Source organism: Leptotrichia sp. oral taxon 218 (assembly GCF_018128225.1).
Lineage (GTDB): Bacteria > Fusobacteriota > Fusobacteriia > Fusobacteriales > Leptotrichiaceae > Leptotrichia.
Genome location: NZ_CP072377.1, coordinates 558,141 through 575,753, shown reverse-complemented (window position 1 = coordinate 575,753; position 17,613 = coordinate 558,141). Strand labels below are relative to the sequence as shown.

10 protein-coding genes, 1 tRNA gene and 1 pseudogene are annotated in these 17,613 nt (G+C 29.2%); 1 reads left to right on the top strand and 11 read right to left on the bottom strand.

What is annotated here, in order from left to right:
- Positions 1-129: 129 nt before the first annotated feature.
- From J5A73_RS02740 to J5A73_RS02690, 11 genes and pseudogenes are all read right to left on the bottom strand, one after another.
- The gene (locus J5A73_RS02740) at positions 130-1,251 is read right to left on the bottom strand and encodes a hypothetical protein (RefSeq protein ID WP_211616407.1); all 1,122 of its coding nucleotides are present in this window, start codon (positions 1,249-1,251) and stop codon (positions 130-132) included.
- An 8-nt stretch (positions 1,252-1,259) separates the two neighbouring features.
- Positions 1,260-2,396: a phosphoheptose isomerase gene (locus tag J5A73_RS02735; RefSeq protein ID WP_211616405.1), complete on the bottom strand. Its 1,137-nt coding sequence runs from the start codon at positions 2,394-2,396 to the stop codon at positions 1,260-1,262.
- A 427-nt stretch (positions 2,397-2,823) separates the two neighbouring features.
- Positions 2,824-4,011, bottom strand: coding sequence for a YARHG domain-containing protein (locus J5A73_RS02730; protein WP_211616403.1), 1,188 nt, complete (start codon positions 4,009-4,011; stop codon positions 2,824-2,826).
- A gap of 203 nt (positions 4,012-4,214) precedes the next feature.
- Positions 4,215-4,871: a hypothetical protein gene (locus tag J5A73_RS02725; RefSeq protein WP_211616401.1), complete on the bottom strand. Its 657-nt coding sequence runs from the start codon at positions 4,869-4,871 to the stop codon at positions 4,215-4,217.
- Between the two features lie 115 nt (positions 4,872-4,986).
- Positions 4,987-6,084, bottom strand: coding sequence for an RNA-guided endonuclease TnpB family protein (locus J5A73_RS02720; protein WP_211616399.1), 1,098 nt, complete (start codon positions 6,082-6,084; stop codon positions 4,987-4,989).
- A 273-nt stretch (positions 6,085-6,357) separates the two neighbouring features.
- Positions 6,358-6,666, bottom strand: a complete 309-nt coding sequence (locus J5A73_RS02715; RefSeq protein WP_211616397.1) for a DUF898 family protein — start codon at positions 6,664-6,666, stop codon at positions 6,358-6,360.
- A gap of 83 nt (positions 6,667-6,749) precedes the next feature.
- The gene (locus J5A73_RS02710; protein ID WP_211616395.1) at positions 6,750-7,223 is read right to left on the bottom strand and encodes a hypothetical protein; all 474 of its coding nucleotides are present in this window, start codon (positions 7,221-7,223) and stop codon (positions 6,750-6,752) included.
- A 203-nt stretch (positions 7,224-7,426) separates the two neighbouring features.
- Positions 7,427-7,503 (bottom strand) — tRNA-Lys (locus tag J5A73_RS02705).
- A 180-nt stretch (positions 7,504-7,683) separates the two neighbouring features.
- Positions 7,684-9,282 (bottom strand): subtype B tannase, encoded by a 1,599-nt coding sequence (locus J5A73_RS02700; RefSeq protein ID WP_211616393.1) that lies wholly within the window; start codon positions 9,280-9,282, stop codon positions 7,684-7,686.
- A gap of 183 nt (positions 9,283-9,465) precedes the next feature.
- Entirely contained in the window at positions 9,466-10,428 is a 963-nt protein-coding gene (locus J5A73_RS02695; RefSeq protein ID WP_211616391.1) for an AEC family transporter, read from the bottom strand.
- Positions 10,429-10,541: 113 nt separating this feature from the next.
- Positions 10,542-12,646 (bottom strand): annotated as a pseudogene (locus J5A73_RS02690) (glutamine synthetase III).
- Positions 12,647-13,099: 453 nt separating this feature from the next.
- Here J5A73_RS02690 and gltB point away from each other — a divergent pair.
- Positions 13,100-17,611: a glutamate synthase large subunit gene (gltB, locus tag J5A73_RS02685; protein WP_211616389.1), complete on the top strand. Its 4,512-nt coding sequence runs from the start codon at positions 13,100-13,102 to the stop codon at positions 17,609-17,611.
- The last annotated feature ends 2 nt before the right edge of the window (positions 17,612-17,613 follow it).

Genomic DNA, 17,613 nt, shown 5'->3' with positions numbered 1-17,613 from the left:
ACCATAAATTCTGAACACTCTCACACACTCTCTTTCTTTTCCTTTTAATTTTTTAAAATATTTAATTTTTTTTTATAATTACAAATAAATTTTAATATTTTTTCAATCAATTTGGAAAAATTATAAACTTTATTTATCTAACTTCTGATGCCGTGGACAATCAATCAAAAAACAGTCATATAAAAATTTAGGATAAATTTTCACTTCTGGTTTATAATCTGTTTTCAATATTTTTTCATATTCTGCCTTCAAATTCTTTATTTGTCTTTTTATCTCCCTAATTTCTTCTTTTTTATACGATTTCGTACATTCTGTTAAAAATTCTCCATTTTTAATGCTCTCTACTTCTTCATCTTTAATCTTCAAAACTATTTTAAAATTTTCTTGTAATTTTTCTATTTCATTTAACTGCTTTAGAGAATAAAAATAGAATCTCAGCCACCAAGCTGGAAATTGATAATCTTGTATTTTAAACTTTGAATAAATTTTTCGGCTTTTCTCATAACTTCCCACCAAATAATATAGCTCTGCAAATTCTTCCTCAAAAAAATCATCTTTATTAACTGTTTCTAGCATTAATTCATTAATTTCATTCTCAATATTTTCAAATTTCCCTAATTGAATTTTATTTGCAATATAACTATATTTTATCTTAGCAAAATCCTCTTTTCCAAACTCAAAATCTTTTTTTATTAATTCTTCCAAAATTATTTTTGCCTCTCGATATTTTCCATTAACCATTAGCAAATTCGCATATTCAAACTTATAAATTGGATTATCCTCCAATTCACAAGCTCTTTTATACATTTCTTCCGACTTATCATATTTCCTTGCCCCATAATAATCCGCCCCAAGCCCATAATAAGCCTTTGAATTATTTGGATTAAATGCAACAGCCTTTCTCAAAGTTCTAATTGCTCTCTTACTGCCATATCTCTGATCATCATAATAATACCCTAAATTAGTATAAATCCGTGATTTTTCCTCATCAGTCAATTCATTTTCATATTTTTTAATAAATTCATTCAATAATTTATAAATCTCCTCCCATTGATAAGTTAATTCATTGTAAACTGCCGCTAATTGACAAATAACTTCCACATTTTTGGGATTTTCTTTCAATTCATTTTCCAAAAATGTTTTATACTCTTCATAAACAGAATCGTAATCACTATTATTTCTAATTTTTTCTTGAATATATTTTATCCATTCTTTTATCGTTTTTCTTTCTAAATTTTTTTGTTTTTCCAATTTTCCTCCTAATCTAATTTCTGATGCATTGGACAATCAACTAAATAGCAAGTTTTATACATTTTTTCTAAATTTATTTTTGTATTTTGAGGCTTATAATTACTATTCATTATCTTTTTATATATCTCCAAAATCTTTTTTATTTCATTCTTTTCTTCTTCAATAAATTCATCAATCTCTTCTTCATTCCAGTATTTTTTGTCATAAATTTCTCCAACTTCAATTTTTTCAATATACTTATTATGTTTTTGAATCAATTCTGACAATTTGTTTTCTGCTTTCTTAAAATTTCCTAATTTTTTTAAACTGTAAAAATAAAATGAAAAACCCATATTATAATAAAAACGTTCTTCCCAGTCAAGTTCATCTATCTCTTTTTCAAAAACCAAGACACACCTATCGTATTCTTCAAATAAATAATATAAGTCTATAAGTTCTTCAAATAAAATTTGCTCATCATAATAATATTTCTCTAACGACACTTTCTCTAACAATTTATCCAGAATTGGCTCAGCCAATTTTTTATCATTGGTATAATGTAAGCACAGTGCCAATGCATATAAAATTCCTGCACTTTCAGGTTCCTTTTCATAACATCTCAATAACATTTCTTTCGCTTTTTCAAAATAACCACAATAAAACAACGTTATCCCATAATTATAATCATCTTCTATTTCCTTCTCATCTGAAAATTTTTCCATTTCCTGAAAACATTCAAGTGCCTTTTTGTATTTTTTTCTTTTTAAATAATATTCTCCCAATACTTCCCATACAACCACTGATTGTTTCCCCATTTTAATTAATTTTGTCAAATAATACTTACACATTTTATCATCATAAGCATCTTTTTCATATAAATCAGCCAAATCCTGATAAATAATAGCCTTCTCATCATCATTTAAATCTTTTGAATATTTTTTCAAAAACTCCTCTAATACATTCACACTCGTTTTTCCATCTTGATACACCGTAAAATAAGCTATCGCTAATTGACATACCTTTTCTACATCTCGCGGATTTTTCAAAAGATATTTCTCTAAATAATCCTTATATTCAATAAACGCATGCTTATAATTATCGTAACTATCATTTTTTTGGATTTCATCCTGAATATATCTCGCCCATTCTTTTTGTGTTTGTTTCATAATTTTATTCCTTTCGTATTTCTTCAATCCTCATCAATTACCAAATGTTGTGGACAATCCACTAACCAACATTTATTTTCAAAAAACATAAATATTTCCATCTTAGGCTTAAATTCCGTATTTAATGTCTTTTGAGATATCAAAATAATATTTTTCAAACTATGTTCTTTATCTATTCACATAAATACCCCCATCAATATATTCTAAATTTTCACTATTTGTCAAAGTGCATTCTCATATTCTGTTCTATTTTCGCTCAAAGCCTTTTCCCTTATTTTCTCTATATACTCTTTCATTTTTTTACTCAATTTAACTTTAATATCCAATTTATTTCATTTCTCCTACTTTATTTTCCTTACATTATAACATTCTTTACAAAAATAAAAAAGGCTACAATAAAATCCCGTAACCTTTTTCTATCTTCAAATTATCTACTTCCATTCTTCCTATCATTTATAACTTTATCCACATCTTTAACATACTCATAATCAGCTTCTCCCAATTTCACATCTTTTCCAGTTGGCACATACCACAAAAATTTTGAAAAATAGTCTTTCAATTTTTTGTCTGAAAAATCATAACCTGCCATCGCATAAGGATAATTTCTCATTATTTTCAATTCTTCATCTGAAATACCTTTTATTTCATCTTTATCTAAATATTTTATCGCATAGGCATCGTCTGTCAAATCATCTTTAAATTTAAAACCTTTTTCCGTTTTATCAGGAAATACATAATTAACTCTCAAACCTTTTATTTCTGTCAATTCAAATTCTTCTTTAGGCTTGAAATTATTTGTTTTAAAATATAAATAACCTTTTTTTAATTTTGCATAAAGAACTTTGTATGGCTCATTTGTTTCATAGTTTTCTTTGTAAGCATAATCAACATTTCCTTCTCCAGCCAATTGCCATTTTATTTCTTTCCCATCTTTTGTTTTTACCACAGGCATCGCAATAAGAGCATCTCCTGGCTCAACAATCACTTCAAAATCATCCACCTTCTGATTTTTCCATTTTGAAATAGTCGACCAAACATAGTTGAAATCAACAGTTCCAACACCGCTACTTCCATCATAATGATAACTGTGCTCAACTACATTTTCTCCCTTTTTAAAATTAGCCTTAAAATAGTAAACATAACTCTTTTTGTAATATTCATATTCTTTTAGTATCTTTTCTTCATCATATTCCTTAAAATATTTTTTAACTTCTTCCAGTTGTTTTACATCTTTCGGTGCAAAATCAGTCAATCTATACGCTTTTGTACTCACACTTTGTCCATTGACAGAAGTCTTAAAATCCTTGAAATGATCTCTTTCGTCCCATGCTTCATTCCCACCTTCAGGCGTAATAAATCCAATATATCTCTCCCCAGCTTCAGGACTATCGAATACAAATCTAACAGTTACCACCATTTCATTGTCTATCGTCCCATACTCCGACTTAAATTTTTCCAATTTAAAACGAAGCCTCTCACTCTTTATCGAAACATTCGACACATTCATTGGCACAATATGCCCACCTTCCGACCCAAATTCCCAGTCATTCGCCAATAAGTTCGCACCAAAAATCATAACTAGAGCAAATAATAGCAGTATTCTGATTTTTTTCATGACTACCAACTCTCTTTCTTTTATTTTTATATTTCATTAAAATTATACCTTATTTTTAATTTTTATCCAATATATTTATTTTTATTTTTAAGAAACTTGAAAAAAATTAGAATATTTTTATAATTAAAAAAAATAGTAATTAAATATTGTTTAAAAAGTCTAAAAATTTTTTTGTTTCAGTAATTTTTTAATTAATCAATATTTTATTTTCCAAATAATGCTAAAAAAATATCTTTTGAATTTTCATTTCCAATAACATAGACACCTTCTTTTAGTATTTTAACATATGTTATTTTAACTATTGGTTCATTTGACATTTCAAGTTTTTCAGTAATCTTATACGCATTTTCTCCTATTTTTTCTACATCAGTTGATAATAATCTTAATTTGTATTCGGCTTTTTCTTTTTCATAATATTCTTTATATTTTTCATCTTTCCCATCATTAATTATTTTTTCAAAATCTTTTTTATCTTTTTCAACTATAAACAATCTTTGTAAAAATAAATTTTTCTTTTCTTTGTCATATAATTCTGAGATTACATTACTGTACTCATATTCTCTAGGTTCTTTTACTTTTCTAAACTCAAGTTTTTCAGGCATCAATATTGAAATATTTTCAAAAATTTCTTTATTTTTTCTTTTACTCAAAATTGTATTCTGAATATAATTTTTTTCTTCTATTTCTTTTTTCAATTTTAGTTTTTCATCTCTTTCAATTTGTTTTGGAGTCCTAGACTTTGGTTCAGAACATACTCCAAACTCACTACATGAAATTGCTACAACCCACGGTACTGCATATCCCACACCAGCTGCCACTCCTAATGCAACACAAGAATTTAATCCAAATATCCCTAACAACAGTGAACTACTCCCGCTTTTAGAAGTGGGAGCTTCTTGGGAAGTACCTGCTTTTGCTAGCCAAATATATTTACCAAGCTCTTCGGACAGTCCCTGCCCTGTTTTCTTTATTTTCCTAATATTCCAACATCAATTTTCCAATGTTTTTTATATTCACTGCAGCATTGTAATCTCTATCAATTTCAATTCCACAGTACTCACATTTATAACTTCTTTCTGATAATTCCAGTTTCTCTTTAACATTTCCACATTTACTACAAGTTTTCGACGATGGAAACCACTTATCTATCTTCAAAAATTGTTTTCCTAAAAACATTAACTTGTACTCAAGCATCCTCAAAAACATTCCCCATCCATTATCTCCTACACTTTTACCAAAATTTAATGCCTGGCTCATCCCTTTCATATTCAAATCTTCAACAACCATAGCATTATATGTTTCAGACAATTTTTTCGATAATTTATGTAGAAAATCTCTTCGACAATTTTTGATATATTCATGCAATTTTGATATTTTCGCTTTTTGCTTATACCAATTTTTAGAAAATTTCACTTTTCTTGACAATGACTTTTGTAATTTTTTCAATTTTTTCTCCAATATCCTAAAATATCTTGGATAATCAGCTCTTTGGTTTTCAGAGCTGACAAATAATTCAGACATTGAAAAATCAAGTCCAATTACTTTATCATTACTTGAATTTTTTTGAATTTCTTTTTCAAATTCTGTCAAAATAGAAACATAGTAATTTCCATTACTGTTTGTCAATGTTACCGACTTTATTCTATAATTCTTTGGTATTTCTCTATGATATTTTAATTTTATTCTTTTCAATTTTGGCAAGACCAAATATTTATTCTCCTCAATTCGTATCGAATTATTCACACAATTTGTCGTATAACTTTTAACATTATTCTTTTTAGATTTGAACTTTGGAAACTTCGCTCTCTTTTGAAAAAAATTCGTAAACGATCGTCTCACATTCAATTGAGCATTTGAAAGTGCCAGACTATCTACTTCTTTTAAAAATTGATTTTCACTTTTCAAACTGGCAGGTGTAATTATTTTATTTTTTCCAGTTTCTTCATAAATTTTATTAGCAATATATAAAATCGTATTGTAAACAAAACGGACACATCCAAAAGTCTTATTTATCAATAATTCCTGCTCCTTATTTGGATAAATTCTGTATTTGAATGCTAAATTATATTTCATAAATTACACCTCCTTTTGATTTTGAATATTATTTTTAATGACTTCTCTTCAATATTTTATACAAAAATTGTATCATAAGTGTATCCTTTTTTCAAATTTTTAAAAAAAGCAATTCATCTCCCACTTATAGAAAGCCTACGACTTCTTGCTATCTTTTTGTTAAAATAATTAATCCTAACATTCTAAAAAATTTTTTCATAAACACAATTCTCCTTCGTCAAAAATTATTCAATAAATACAAAAAGACTGAAATAATCAGCCTTCTATTAAAAATTAATTTAAAAATGTTGTATTTTTTACTTTCCACTGTTCCAGTTTTATTTGTACCCAAAAACCATATATTCCCAATGTTACTATTATTAATAATAACCATTTTATCCAGTTTCCAAACAATCCTACTGCAGTTCCATTAAATTTCAGTCTTCTTCCTTCTATAACAGTATGGTTTATTTTCCAGCCATAAATCATGCACAAAGCCCAAGGATAACAAATTCCAAATGTACATGAAGTTATTAGGCTTCCCAGAATAATCCATCCAACATAACTTAATAGCCCTCCATCGAAATGACTTCTATTTTCCAAATTTCCTCCTCACAATATATTTTTTTGTCAGTAACATAAAAAATGTCAATTTTCCAAAGAGTTTATATTGCTAATTTTTTTTATTATCTATTTTTTTTCAAATAATTAATAAGTTCTTGCTTATTATATTCATTTTTTTCTTTCAAAATATTTAACGAACTTGATAAAAATTTAAATGCATCAGCAATCCATTTGGTCTCTTTTGAAATATAAATCATTGCTTTTTCAAACATATTTTGTGATTTTTCTATAAGTTTTAACTGATCATCACTTGGTTTATTAAAAATATTTCCATACTGATCAGAAAATTCATATTTTTTCTTAAAATCATATTTTATTGTTTCTTTTCCATTCATCATCGCAATAATATGACCTTCAATCACAACTTCAATTTTTCCTTGAAATAAGCTTAAAAAATCACACTCTTGAACATCTAACAATTTTTCTAATCTTGGAAGATTTTCCACTGTCGAATTTTCATCAAAAAAGATTTCATCAACAAGTCCTTCTTTCCAAATGTTTAGTTCTACTCTCGTTTTATCATTTTTTAAAATCATCTCAATCCTTCCTTTCTTTTCTTTTTCTTTTTTTCTTTTCTTTATTTTATTTTATATAAATTTCAACTTAAGAATATTATAATTTTAAAAATAATCTCAGCTATTTTATTAATATAACTGTTATATCACATTATTAATATATTGTCAATTAATAATAAAAAAAGAGCTCTAAGAACTCTCATCAACTATTTTTAAAATTTTAGTGGTGGGACCGGTGGGGATCGAACCCACAACCTACCGATTAAGAGTCGGTTGCTCTGACCAGTTGAGCTACGGTCCCAAAAAAAACTTTCAAACAACATAATTATATTATCATAATTTATCACTTTTGTCAAGGATTCTATAAATTTTTTCTAAAAAGAAATTTGTAAATCTCTCACAAGTAAACAACTTGTATTATAAAAGTGAGAGATTTTTTTCTGATAATTATTTATTAAATTTTTATTTATTTTTTTAATTTCTATTTCCCTTCAGCTACAACTTTATCCATCCATCTGAATAATTCATTTAGATCATAATCCCCCGAATGCGGTGTCGCCCAAGGTGATGAAAAATCAACTTTTTTCCCAAGATTTTCCAATTTTATCGCAAGTATCGCAGGTATTGCAAGTGAAGTATCTTTGTCAACTGCACCGTGTCTTATTCTCCAATATTTCACTTTTGAATTTCCAATATAATTCATCGGATTCATCATTTTTATAATTTTCTTATCAGCCATTGTTCCATTTACTGTCGAATGTTCTAGCATATATTCTGTAAAATGCTTATTATTCGTAGTTTCATCTCCAAATTCATTATTTTCTCCTGTTGACAAATCCACATTATCAAAGGCTCCAGGCGTTTTTTGTCTACCCATATAAGCAATATATTTATCATAATCTAAATCTACAACTTTTCCATTTTTTATTGTTAAAAAGTCAAATTCTGATAAATCAGTTCCTTTTTTCAAAGCCGCATTTGCAGAATCAATGTAATACTGCTTAATTTGATTTTTAAAACTTCCATTTCCATCTTTATCCAACATTAAAAGTTTACCGTTTTTGTCCTTCAATTTCAAACTATTCACATAATCAGGAAACATTTTTTTCAAATCATTTGAACGTAAAATTTCATCATCAGTCAACGTACCCTCAGTGTATTTTCTTTCCACATTGTAATCTAGCATTGAAATTTCTATCTTTTTATATGTTTTCACATCATTAAACATCCATTCATACGCTGTATTTGCATTTTCTAAATTAGTTATTGGACAATAAGATGATACTGCATAAATATCATCTCTAGCCTTCAATGCTCCAATTTCCTTCAAATAAGGTTCGTAATCCTTGTTATTCCCAGTTGCACCTAACAGAGCTGAAACTGCTCCTCCAGCACTTGTCCCGTTAGAAATAATTCTGTCAGCTCTACCAGGCATTTTGTTATCATTATAACGCAAATATCTTACAGCTGCCTTCAAATCTACAATTACAGCAGGTGCCTTTCCTGTATATTTTCCATCTTTTTCCAAAGTTCTACCTCTAGCTCCAGGACTTGCCACAACATATCCATTTGACAAGGCAACTAATGAAGCATCAGGTTTCCCATCTCTTCCATTTCCAGGCACTCCAGCTGCTCCAGGCATGTATCCTCCAACTGTATTTGGGAAAAATATTGGTGCACTTTTTGCATTGTATTTCCCAACTGATTTATTTTTAAAATATTCTTCTGGAATATAGATATTTATAGTTTGATATGCAGTATCAACTGGTTTTGCAACATAAACTATATTTTCATAAGCACGATAAGTAACAGTTTTTCCATTAACAGTCGCTGTTTTTGTTGTATAATTTTTATTTGCATCAAAATTTAAGTTGTAACCATTTTCTATTTTATTTGTTATCATATCTTCGGTTATTACTTTTTTATTCATAGGTGCTCCCATTTGTGATTTTTTATCTTCATTCTTATTTACTTCAGTATTTTTCTGATATTTGCTGAAATCTGTTAATCCTTTTTCACTATCCATAGCCATTGAAAAAGCTGAAATCAATAAACTTAATATAATTAAATTTTTTTTCATATTCATAAATTCTCCTTCTACTTTATTTATAAACAAAATTTGATATTATTATACCCTATTTTAATTTTTTGTCAATTAAATTTACTTTTTTATTTTTCTAAAATTAAAAAAAAAAAATTCAAATTTTATATTTCAAAAACTTGAATTTTTTTATTAATTAATTTTTTTAAATTTATTTTAATTTTACAAAAATTTTAAAATTGTCATAAGTAAAGGTACTATTATTATAAATAAAATTGTACTTGTAGTTACGACATTTGTGGCATATCCAATATCTCCTTTTGTTTCGTTTGTTAATATTGGAAGTGCGGCAAATACTGGCGTTGCTGATTGTATTACATATGTGTTTAGATCATCTCTTGTTATATCCATATAATGAGCCGACAATTTTACCAAGACTATCATTACAATTGCCGAAATTACAAATCTTCCAACTAGTGCTAAAATTGTATCTTTGTCAAATCTAATGCTATGAAGTCCAGCGTCAGCTAGTACAATTCCAATGTATAAAAGTGCAAGTGGAGTAACTATTTCTCCAACATAGTCAAGCGTGTTAAATATTGGCTTAGGTATTTCCACTTTTAGCGCCAAAAATATGAATGATATTACAAATGCTACAAGTGCTGGAGATAACAATTTTTTCCAGTTAATTCCACTTCTTTTCCTATTTTCTGGATCCACTTCTGCAGGATCATTTTCTAAAAAAATGTATCCCAAAGTCCAAATTGATATAGTATTTGTAATATAATACATTAAATAATAAGGTAAGCTCTGCTCTCCAAAAAGTGCAACATTTAATGGCATTCCGATAAAAATTGTGTTACCATTTACGACAGCGTTGTAAAATGCTCCACGACGACCATCTCTCATCTTTACCGCCTTTATCATTAAATAAGCAACTAAATAACCTATGATTACTGACAAAAATGTAAAAATAAGTCTATTTGACAATTTTTCCAATACTTCTAATTTTAAATATTTGAATACTGAAACAAATATTGAAGCGGGTAGTGATACATTCATAATTAATTTTGACACATTTTCACTGAATGTATGATGAAACCAGTGTCTTTTTTTTAGAACATAACCTAGTGCGATTATAAATATAACGGGAAAAATACTTCCCAGCGATGTAAAAAATACCATTTTTTCTCCTCTCAAAACATTAATTTTTTTACAAAAACAGTATAACATTATAAAAAAATAAAATCAAGATAAAAAAATAAGAGGAGAAATTTTATCTCCCCTTATATTTTTTATTATAATTTAAATAATAAATCAGTATATGTTGGGAATTTCCATAAGTCTTTATCAATAATTTTTTCCAAATTATCGCAAGGAACTCTCAATGCTTCAAGTCCTGATACTAATTTTTCTTTTGCTAAATCAGTTTGTTTAGGTAAATCTTCTTCGTTTGAAACTCTTGCAATTTCTTTTTCAAGTGATTTTGTTTCTTTTCTCAATGCTGTCACATTTGATAAAACATCTTTTAGCAATTCTTCCTGTTCTTTTATGAAGGCTTTTCCGTATTTTGAATTTTTTTCAATGTGGTCTGCCAATAAGTTTGCAAATTTTAGAGCTGATGGCAAGATGTTTTTGTTTACGATGTCAATTAATGTTCTTGATTCGATAGTAAGCTGTTTTACATATCTTTCAGCATAAGCATTGTATCTTGCTAATGATTCTTGTTCTGACAGCATTCCGATTCCATCTACTAATTCCAAAATTTCTGGCTCAACCATTTTTCTAAGTGCTGTGTTTGCAGAAACTTCGTTTGTAAGTCCTCTTCTTTTTGCTTCTTTAACCCATTCTTCGCTATATCCATTACCGTTGAAAATAATTCTGTGGTGTTTTTTGTAAGCATTTGCGATGATTTCATTTATTACTTTTGGTAAAGTTTTTTCAGTCGCTTTTTCCAATTTGTCGGCATATTCAGACAATACTTTTCCAACTGCTGCATTGATTACTGCTGCTGTTGTTGCTGGAGTTGAACTTGAACCTGGCATTCTAAATTCAAATTTGTTTCCTGTGAATGCAAAAGGTGAAGTTCTGTTTCTATCTCCTGCATCCATACTGAATGTTGGAAGTACATCAACTGACAAGTTTACTTCTGAAGCTTCTGACACAGGTGCATCTTTTTTGTTGGCGATGTTGTCTAAAATTGTTGTCAATTCTTCACCTAGGAAGATTGAGATAATTGCTGGAGGTGCTTCGTGTCCTCCTAATCTGTGGTCATTTGTAGCAGTTGCAGTTGAATATCTCAACATTGGATAATATCTGTCAACAGCTTCAATTACTGCAGATGTAAAGATTAAGAAATTTGTATTTGTTTTAGGGTCTTTTCCTGGACTGAATAAATTATCCCCATCATCAGTTCCAAGTGACCAGTTGTTATGTTTTCCTGAACCGTTTACCCCATCAAAAGGTTTTTCGTGAAGTAATGCAACTAATCCGTGTTTTAGTGCAGTTTTTTCAATTGTTTCCATTATAATTTGGTTTTGGTCTGAAGCCAAGTTTGCAACTGAGAATAATGGTGCAACTTCAAATTGGTTTGGTGCAACTTCATTATGTCTAGTTTTTGATGGAATTCCTAATTTCCATAATTCAACATCGACATCGCTCATAAAGTTAATAACTTTATCTTTAATTTTTCCAAAGTAGTGGTCGTTCAATTCTTGACCTTTTGGTGCTGGAGCTCCAAATAATGTTCTTCCTGTAAGAAGTAAATCATCTCTTGCTTCAAACAATTCTTTTTTAACCAAGAAATATTCCTGTTCAACTCCAAGTGTGTTAAATACATGTTTTGAAGTTGTATTTCCCAATGCTCTTAATACTCTTAGCGATTGTTCGCTTATATATTTCATTGTTCTAAGTAAAGGAACTTTTTTATCCAATGCTTCTCCTGTAAATGAAATAAATGCAGTTGGAATATATAATGTAACTCCATTTTTATTTTCTCTTATAAATGGATATGAACTTGTATCCCAAATTGTGTATCCTCTTGCTTCAAATGTGCTACGAAGTCCTCCATTTGGAAATGATGAAGCATCAGGCTCACCTTTTATCAAATTGCTTCCTGAAAATTTGTAAATTAATTCTTCACTTTCAGTTGGTTCCAAGAATGAATCGTGTTTTTCAGCTGTTAAATCTGTTAGCGGTTGAAACCAGTGGCAGTAGTGAGTTGCTCCTCTTTTAGTTGCCCAGTCTTTTATTGCATTTGCAATTACTTCTGCTGCTTCTTTTGATAATTCTGTTTTTCCTAATTGCGATGCTTTAAATTCTTTGAAAACTTCTTTAGAAACTCTTTTTTAAGGTTGCTGTCTCTAAAGACATTTTCTCCAAAACTTTTCATAGCATTTTCCATAAATTTACCTCTTTCCTATTTCCTAATTTTCTAAATTTTACATTTTTTAAAGATTGAAAATGTGGTAATAAACTACACTTTTTCAAAACTCTTCCAAAACTTTTCATAGGCTTATTATACAATGTGCAAAATTATAAGTCAAATAAAAATTTTGATAATATTTTATTTTAAAAAATCTTTTTAAGTTTAGTGTTTATCGTGTTTTTATCCATTTTTTTTAAATGGATACTTTGGTTATCAAATTTTTTTTTATGTTTGCAAAATGATTTTGTGAAATGTATAATTGGTTCATAGCATATAATAAGGTTAAAATATTTTGTTAATATTACTTATATTTCTTATATTAATATATATTTCTTAACTAATATATTGATATATTAATATTCAATTATTAAATTACTTAATATAATAAAATATTTTATGAGAAAATCTAAAACATTGGAGGTACAGACTTTGGATAATAACATTCAAAATGTAAAATCACAAAAATATGAGCTTTCTAAAAATTCACTTTATGAGCCGTATTTTGAAAAAGACAACTGCGGTATGGGATTTATCGCAAATATTGACAATAAAAAAACTAATCAAGTTGTAAAAGGTGGAATAAGAATTTTAGCTGGATTGGAACACCGTGGAGCTGAAGGATATGACAGTGAAACTGGAGATGGAGCTGGACTTTTATTTGAAGTGCCACACAAATTTTTTGCAGAAATAGTTCCAAATCTTCCAGAATTTGGAGATTATGGAGTTGCTAACATATTTTTCCCGACTGTAAAAGAAGAATTTGAAAAAATAAAGGAAATTGTCGAAGAAACTGTAAAAAATTCAAAAGATGAAATCCTAACTTGGAGAGAAGTTCCTATAAAAAAAGATGCCGTTGGAGTTCAAGCGCAATCTACAATGCCATCTGTCTGGCAACTTTTCATAAAAAGAGTAAATTCATCAAAAGAAGATTTTGAAAAAAATCTTTATATTTTGAGAAGAAAAATTGAAAATGCCGTAAAAAAAGCAAACTGCGACACTGAAGATAAATTTTACATAACAAAATTATCTTCAAAATCAATAATTTATAAAGGTCTAGTAAAACCTGATCAAATCGAGAACTTCTATATCGACTTGCAATCAGACAAACTTGTAAGTTCTTATTGCCTAGTTCACCAAAGATTTAGTACGAACACTTTCCCATCTTGGAAACTTGCTCACCCATTCAGATTTTTAGCACATAATGGTGAAATTAATACTGTTAAAGGGAATGTAAACTGGATGAAAGCTAGAGAAATTGCATTAGCGTCTCCGAATTACGAAGATATTAAAGAATTATTCCCAATAAATGATGAAGAATGGTCAGATTCAGCTAATCTTGATGCAGTGATTGAATTGCTTGTATTTTCTGGAAAAACTTTGATGGAAGCGATTTCAATTTTAGTTCCTGCGGCTTGGGAAAAGGATCATACTAAATCTGAAGATCTAAAAGCATTTTATGACTATTATTCAGGATTAATGGAAGCTTGGGATGGACCTGCAGCTATGATTATGACTGATTCCAGATATTTGGTTGCAAAACTTGATAGAAATGGACTTAGACCTCTTAGATATATTTTAACTGATGATAATCAAATGCTTGTCGGTTCTGAAGTTGGAACTTTACCAATAAAACCTGAAAATATTGTTCAAAGTGGAAGAGTTAAACCTGGAAAAGTTTTTGTAATTGATCTAGAAAAGAAAAAATTGTATAGTGATGATGAAGTTACTGAAAAAGTCTTGAACGGAACAGACTTCAAAAAATTAATTAAAGATAAGAAAAATGTAAATGATTTAATGAAAGAAGCTAATTTTGATTACAACAAAACTAGCGATTTAGATGACATTTACAACAAATTAAAATTATTTAGCTATTCAAGGGAAGATTTACACATCTTGATTTCAAGAATGGCTATAACTGGACAAGAACCACTTGGTTCAATGGGAAATGATGCAGCACTTGCTATTTTTTCCGAAAAGCCAAAATTACTTTACAGCTACTTTAAACAATTGTTTGCACAAGTAACAAATCCTCCAATTGACCCAATTAGAGAAAATTTTGTTATGTCGCTTAGAACTCAGCTTTACAGAAAAGCAAATATTTTAGAAGAAATTCCTGAAGCTGGAGAAACTGTAGTTTTGGATTCTCCAATTATGGACAACAAAACTATGGAATTTTTGAAAAATTATGAAAGAAATGGGAAAAAACCTGCTGTTTTAGATATAACTTTCAAACCAACTGAAAACTTAGAAGAAAGACTGGATAAAATATTTAAACTTGCTGAAGATGCAATTGATAGTGGAGTAAAATCTATTATTTTATCTGACAGAAATGCTGATACTGAAAATGTGGCAATTCCAGCTTTACTTGCTGTTGCTGGGCTTCATCACTATTTAATTAGAAATAAAAAACGAAATGAAATTGATATTTTAGTGGAAACTGGGGAAGCTAGGGAAATTATGCATTTTGCATTGCTGATCGGATACGGTGCAACTGCAATTAACCCTTATTTGGCACTTGATTCAATTGAATATATGGTAAAAAATAAACTTTACTTGAATGCTGATGAATCTGAAATAAAAGATTTGCAATACAACTATTTGAAAGCTCAGAAAAAATCAATTTTGAAAACTATGTCAAAAATGGGAATTTCAACTGTTGACAGTTATAGAGGAGCACAAATTTTTGAAGCTGTTGGATTATCAACTGAATTAGTTAAAAAATATTTCACAGGAATTGTTTCAAGAATCGAAGGACTTACAATTAAAACATTGGAAGATGAAGTTCTAAATAATTTTGACGATGCAATTGATTCAATTAATCTTGGTGCTGAAACACTTTATGTGGATGGAGAATATTCTTGGATGAAGGAAGGAACAAATAGAATCTTGACTCCTGATGCGATTTCAAAAATTCAAGATGCAGCAAATAGAGATGATTATAACACTTATAAGGAATTTGCAAAAATTGTAAACGACCAAAGTCAGCATTTGCTTACAATAAGAGGAATGCTAAAATTCCATTCTGACAGAAAACCTGTTTCAATTGATGAAGTTGAACCTGTTGAAGCAATTATGAGAAGATTTGTTACTGGAGCTATGTCATTCGGTTCAATTTCAAAAGAAGCTCACGAAGCGATTGCAAGAGCATTAAATACGATTGGTGGTCGTTCTAATTCTGGAGAAGGTGGAGAAAATCCTGAAAGATTTTTAGACAACAGAAGAAGTGCTACAAAACAAATTGCATCTGGAAGATTTGGAGTTACAACCGATTACTTGGTAAATGCCGATGAGTTGCAAATTAAGATGGCTCAAGGGGCAAAACCTGGAGAAGGTGGACAATTACCTGGATTTAAAGTAAATAAAGAAATTGGTGCTACTCGTCATACAACACCTGGAATTAGCTTGATTTCACCACCACCACACCACGATATTTATTCAATCGAAGATTTGGCACAATTAATTTTTGACTTGAAAAATGTAAATGAAAAAGCTAGAATTAGTGTTAAATTGGTGTCTGAAGCTGGAGTTGGAGTCGTTGCTTCTGGAGTTGCTAAGGCAAAATCTGAAATGATCTTAATTTCTGGACATGACGGAGGAACTGGAGCATCACCACTATCTTCAATTAAACATGCTGGATTACCTTGGGAATTAGGACTTTCTGAAGCTCACCAAATTTTAAAGGAACATAAATTGAGAAGTAGAGTTACTCTTCAAGTTGATGGAAAATTAAAAACAGGTAGAGATTTAGTAATTGGAGCGATTTTAGGAGCTGAAGAATTTGGATTTGCAACAATGCCGCTTGTAATTTTAGGATGTATTATGATGAGAAAATGTCATACAAATATGTGTCCAGTTGGAGTTGCAACTCAATCTGAAGAACTTCGTAAGAAATTTACTGGACAATATGAAAATATTATTAGATACTTTAGATTTATCTCACAAGAAGCAAGAGAAATTATGGCTGAACTTGGAGTTACAAAACTTGATGAATTAATTGGAAAAGCTGATGAATTCTTGGAAGTTTCTAAAACTTCAAAATTAGAAAAAGTTAAAAATGTAGACTTAGGAAAAATTCTTTACACTAACAAGAATATCGACAGTCCAAATGTAAAAACTCAAAATCAAGACTTCAAAATGGAAAATATCATCGATAGAAAATTAATTAAACTTGCTAAAGCAACTTTTGAAAGCGATAAAAATAATGTTCAAAAAACTGTAATTAATGAAAAAATTGAAAACTTTGATAGAAGTTTTGGAGCGATGTTAAGTGGAGAAGTTGCTAGAACATTTGGTGGATATAAACTTGAAGATGATACAATTACACTAAACTTGGAAGGAATCGGTGGACAAAGTTTTGGTGTGTTTGGAGCAAAAGGAATTACATATAATTTGACTGGACAATCAAACGATTATATCGGAAAAGGATTATTCGGTGCAAAAATTATTATTAAAAAACCTGAAGTTTCTAAATACGAAGCAGATGAAAATATAATTGGAGGAAATGCCATTTTATACGGTGCAATCAGAGGAGAAGCTTATTTAAACGGAGTTGCTGGAGAAAGATTCTGTGTTAGAAACTCTGGAGCGGTTGCTGTTGTAGAAGGTGTTGGAGATCACGGTTGTGAATACATGACTGGTGGACGTGCTGTTATTTTAGGAGAAACTGGTAAAAACTTTGCCGCTGGTATGAGTGGTGGAATTGCTTATGTTTATGATAAAAACAATACTTTTGAGCAAAACTTGAATAAAGAAATGGTTGAATTTGATGAACTTAACGAAGTTTATGAAAATGAAATAAAAACTTATGTGGAAAAACACTTTAATTATACAGGAAGTGTCGTTGCAAAAGAAATTTTAAACAATTGGGAAACTGAAAAACAAAACTTTAAAGTTGTTATTGCACCTGAATTTAAAGAAATATTTGAGAGAGGTGAGGCTTAGAA

Bases quoted from the DNA above. Each gene is read 5' to 3' on its own strand.
- J5A73_RS02710 (WP_211616395.1), bottom strand. From the start codon at position 7,223: ATGATTTTAAAAAATGATAAAACGAGAGTAGAACTAAACATTTGGAAA.
- J5A73_RS02700 (WP_211616393.1), bottom strand. From the start codon at position 9,282: ATGAAAAAAAATTTAATTATATTAAGTTTATTGATTTCAGCTTTTTCA.
- J5A73_RS02720 (WP_211616399.1), bottom strand. From the start codon at position 6,084: ATGAAATATAATTTAGCATTCAAATACAGAATTTATCCAAATAAGGAG.
- J5A73_RS02695 (WP_211616391.1), bottom strand. From the start codon at position 10,428: ATGGTATTTTTTACATCGCTGGGAAGTATTTTTCCCGTTATATTTATA.
- J5A73_RS02735 (WP_211616405.1), bottom strand. From the start codon at position 2,396: ATGAAACAAACACAAAAAGAATGGGCGAGATATATTCAGGATGAAATC.
- J5A73_RS02730 (WP_211616403.1), bottom strand. From the start codon at position 4,011: ATGAAAAAAATCAGAATACTGCTATTATTTGCTCTAGTTATGATTTTT.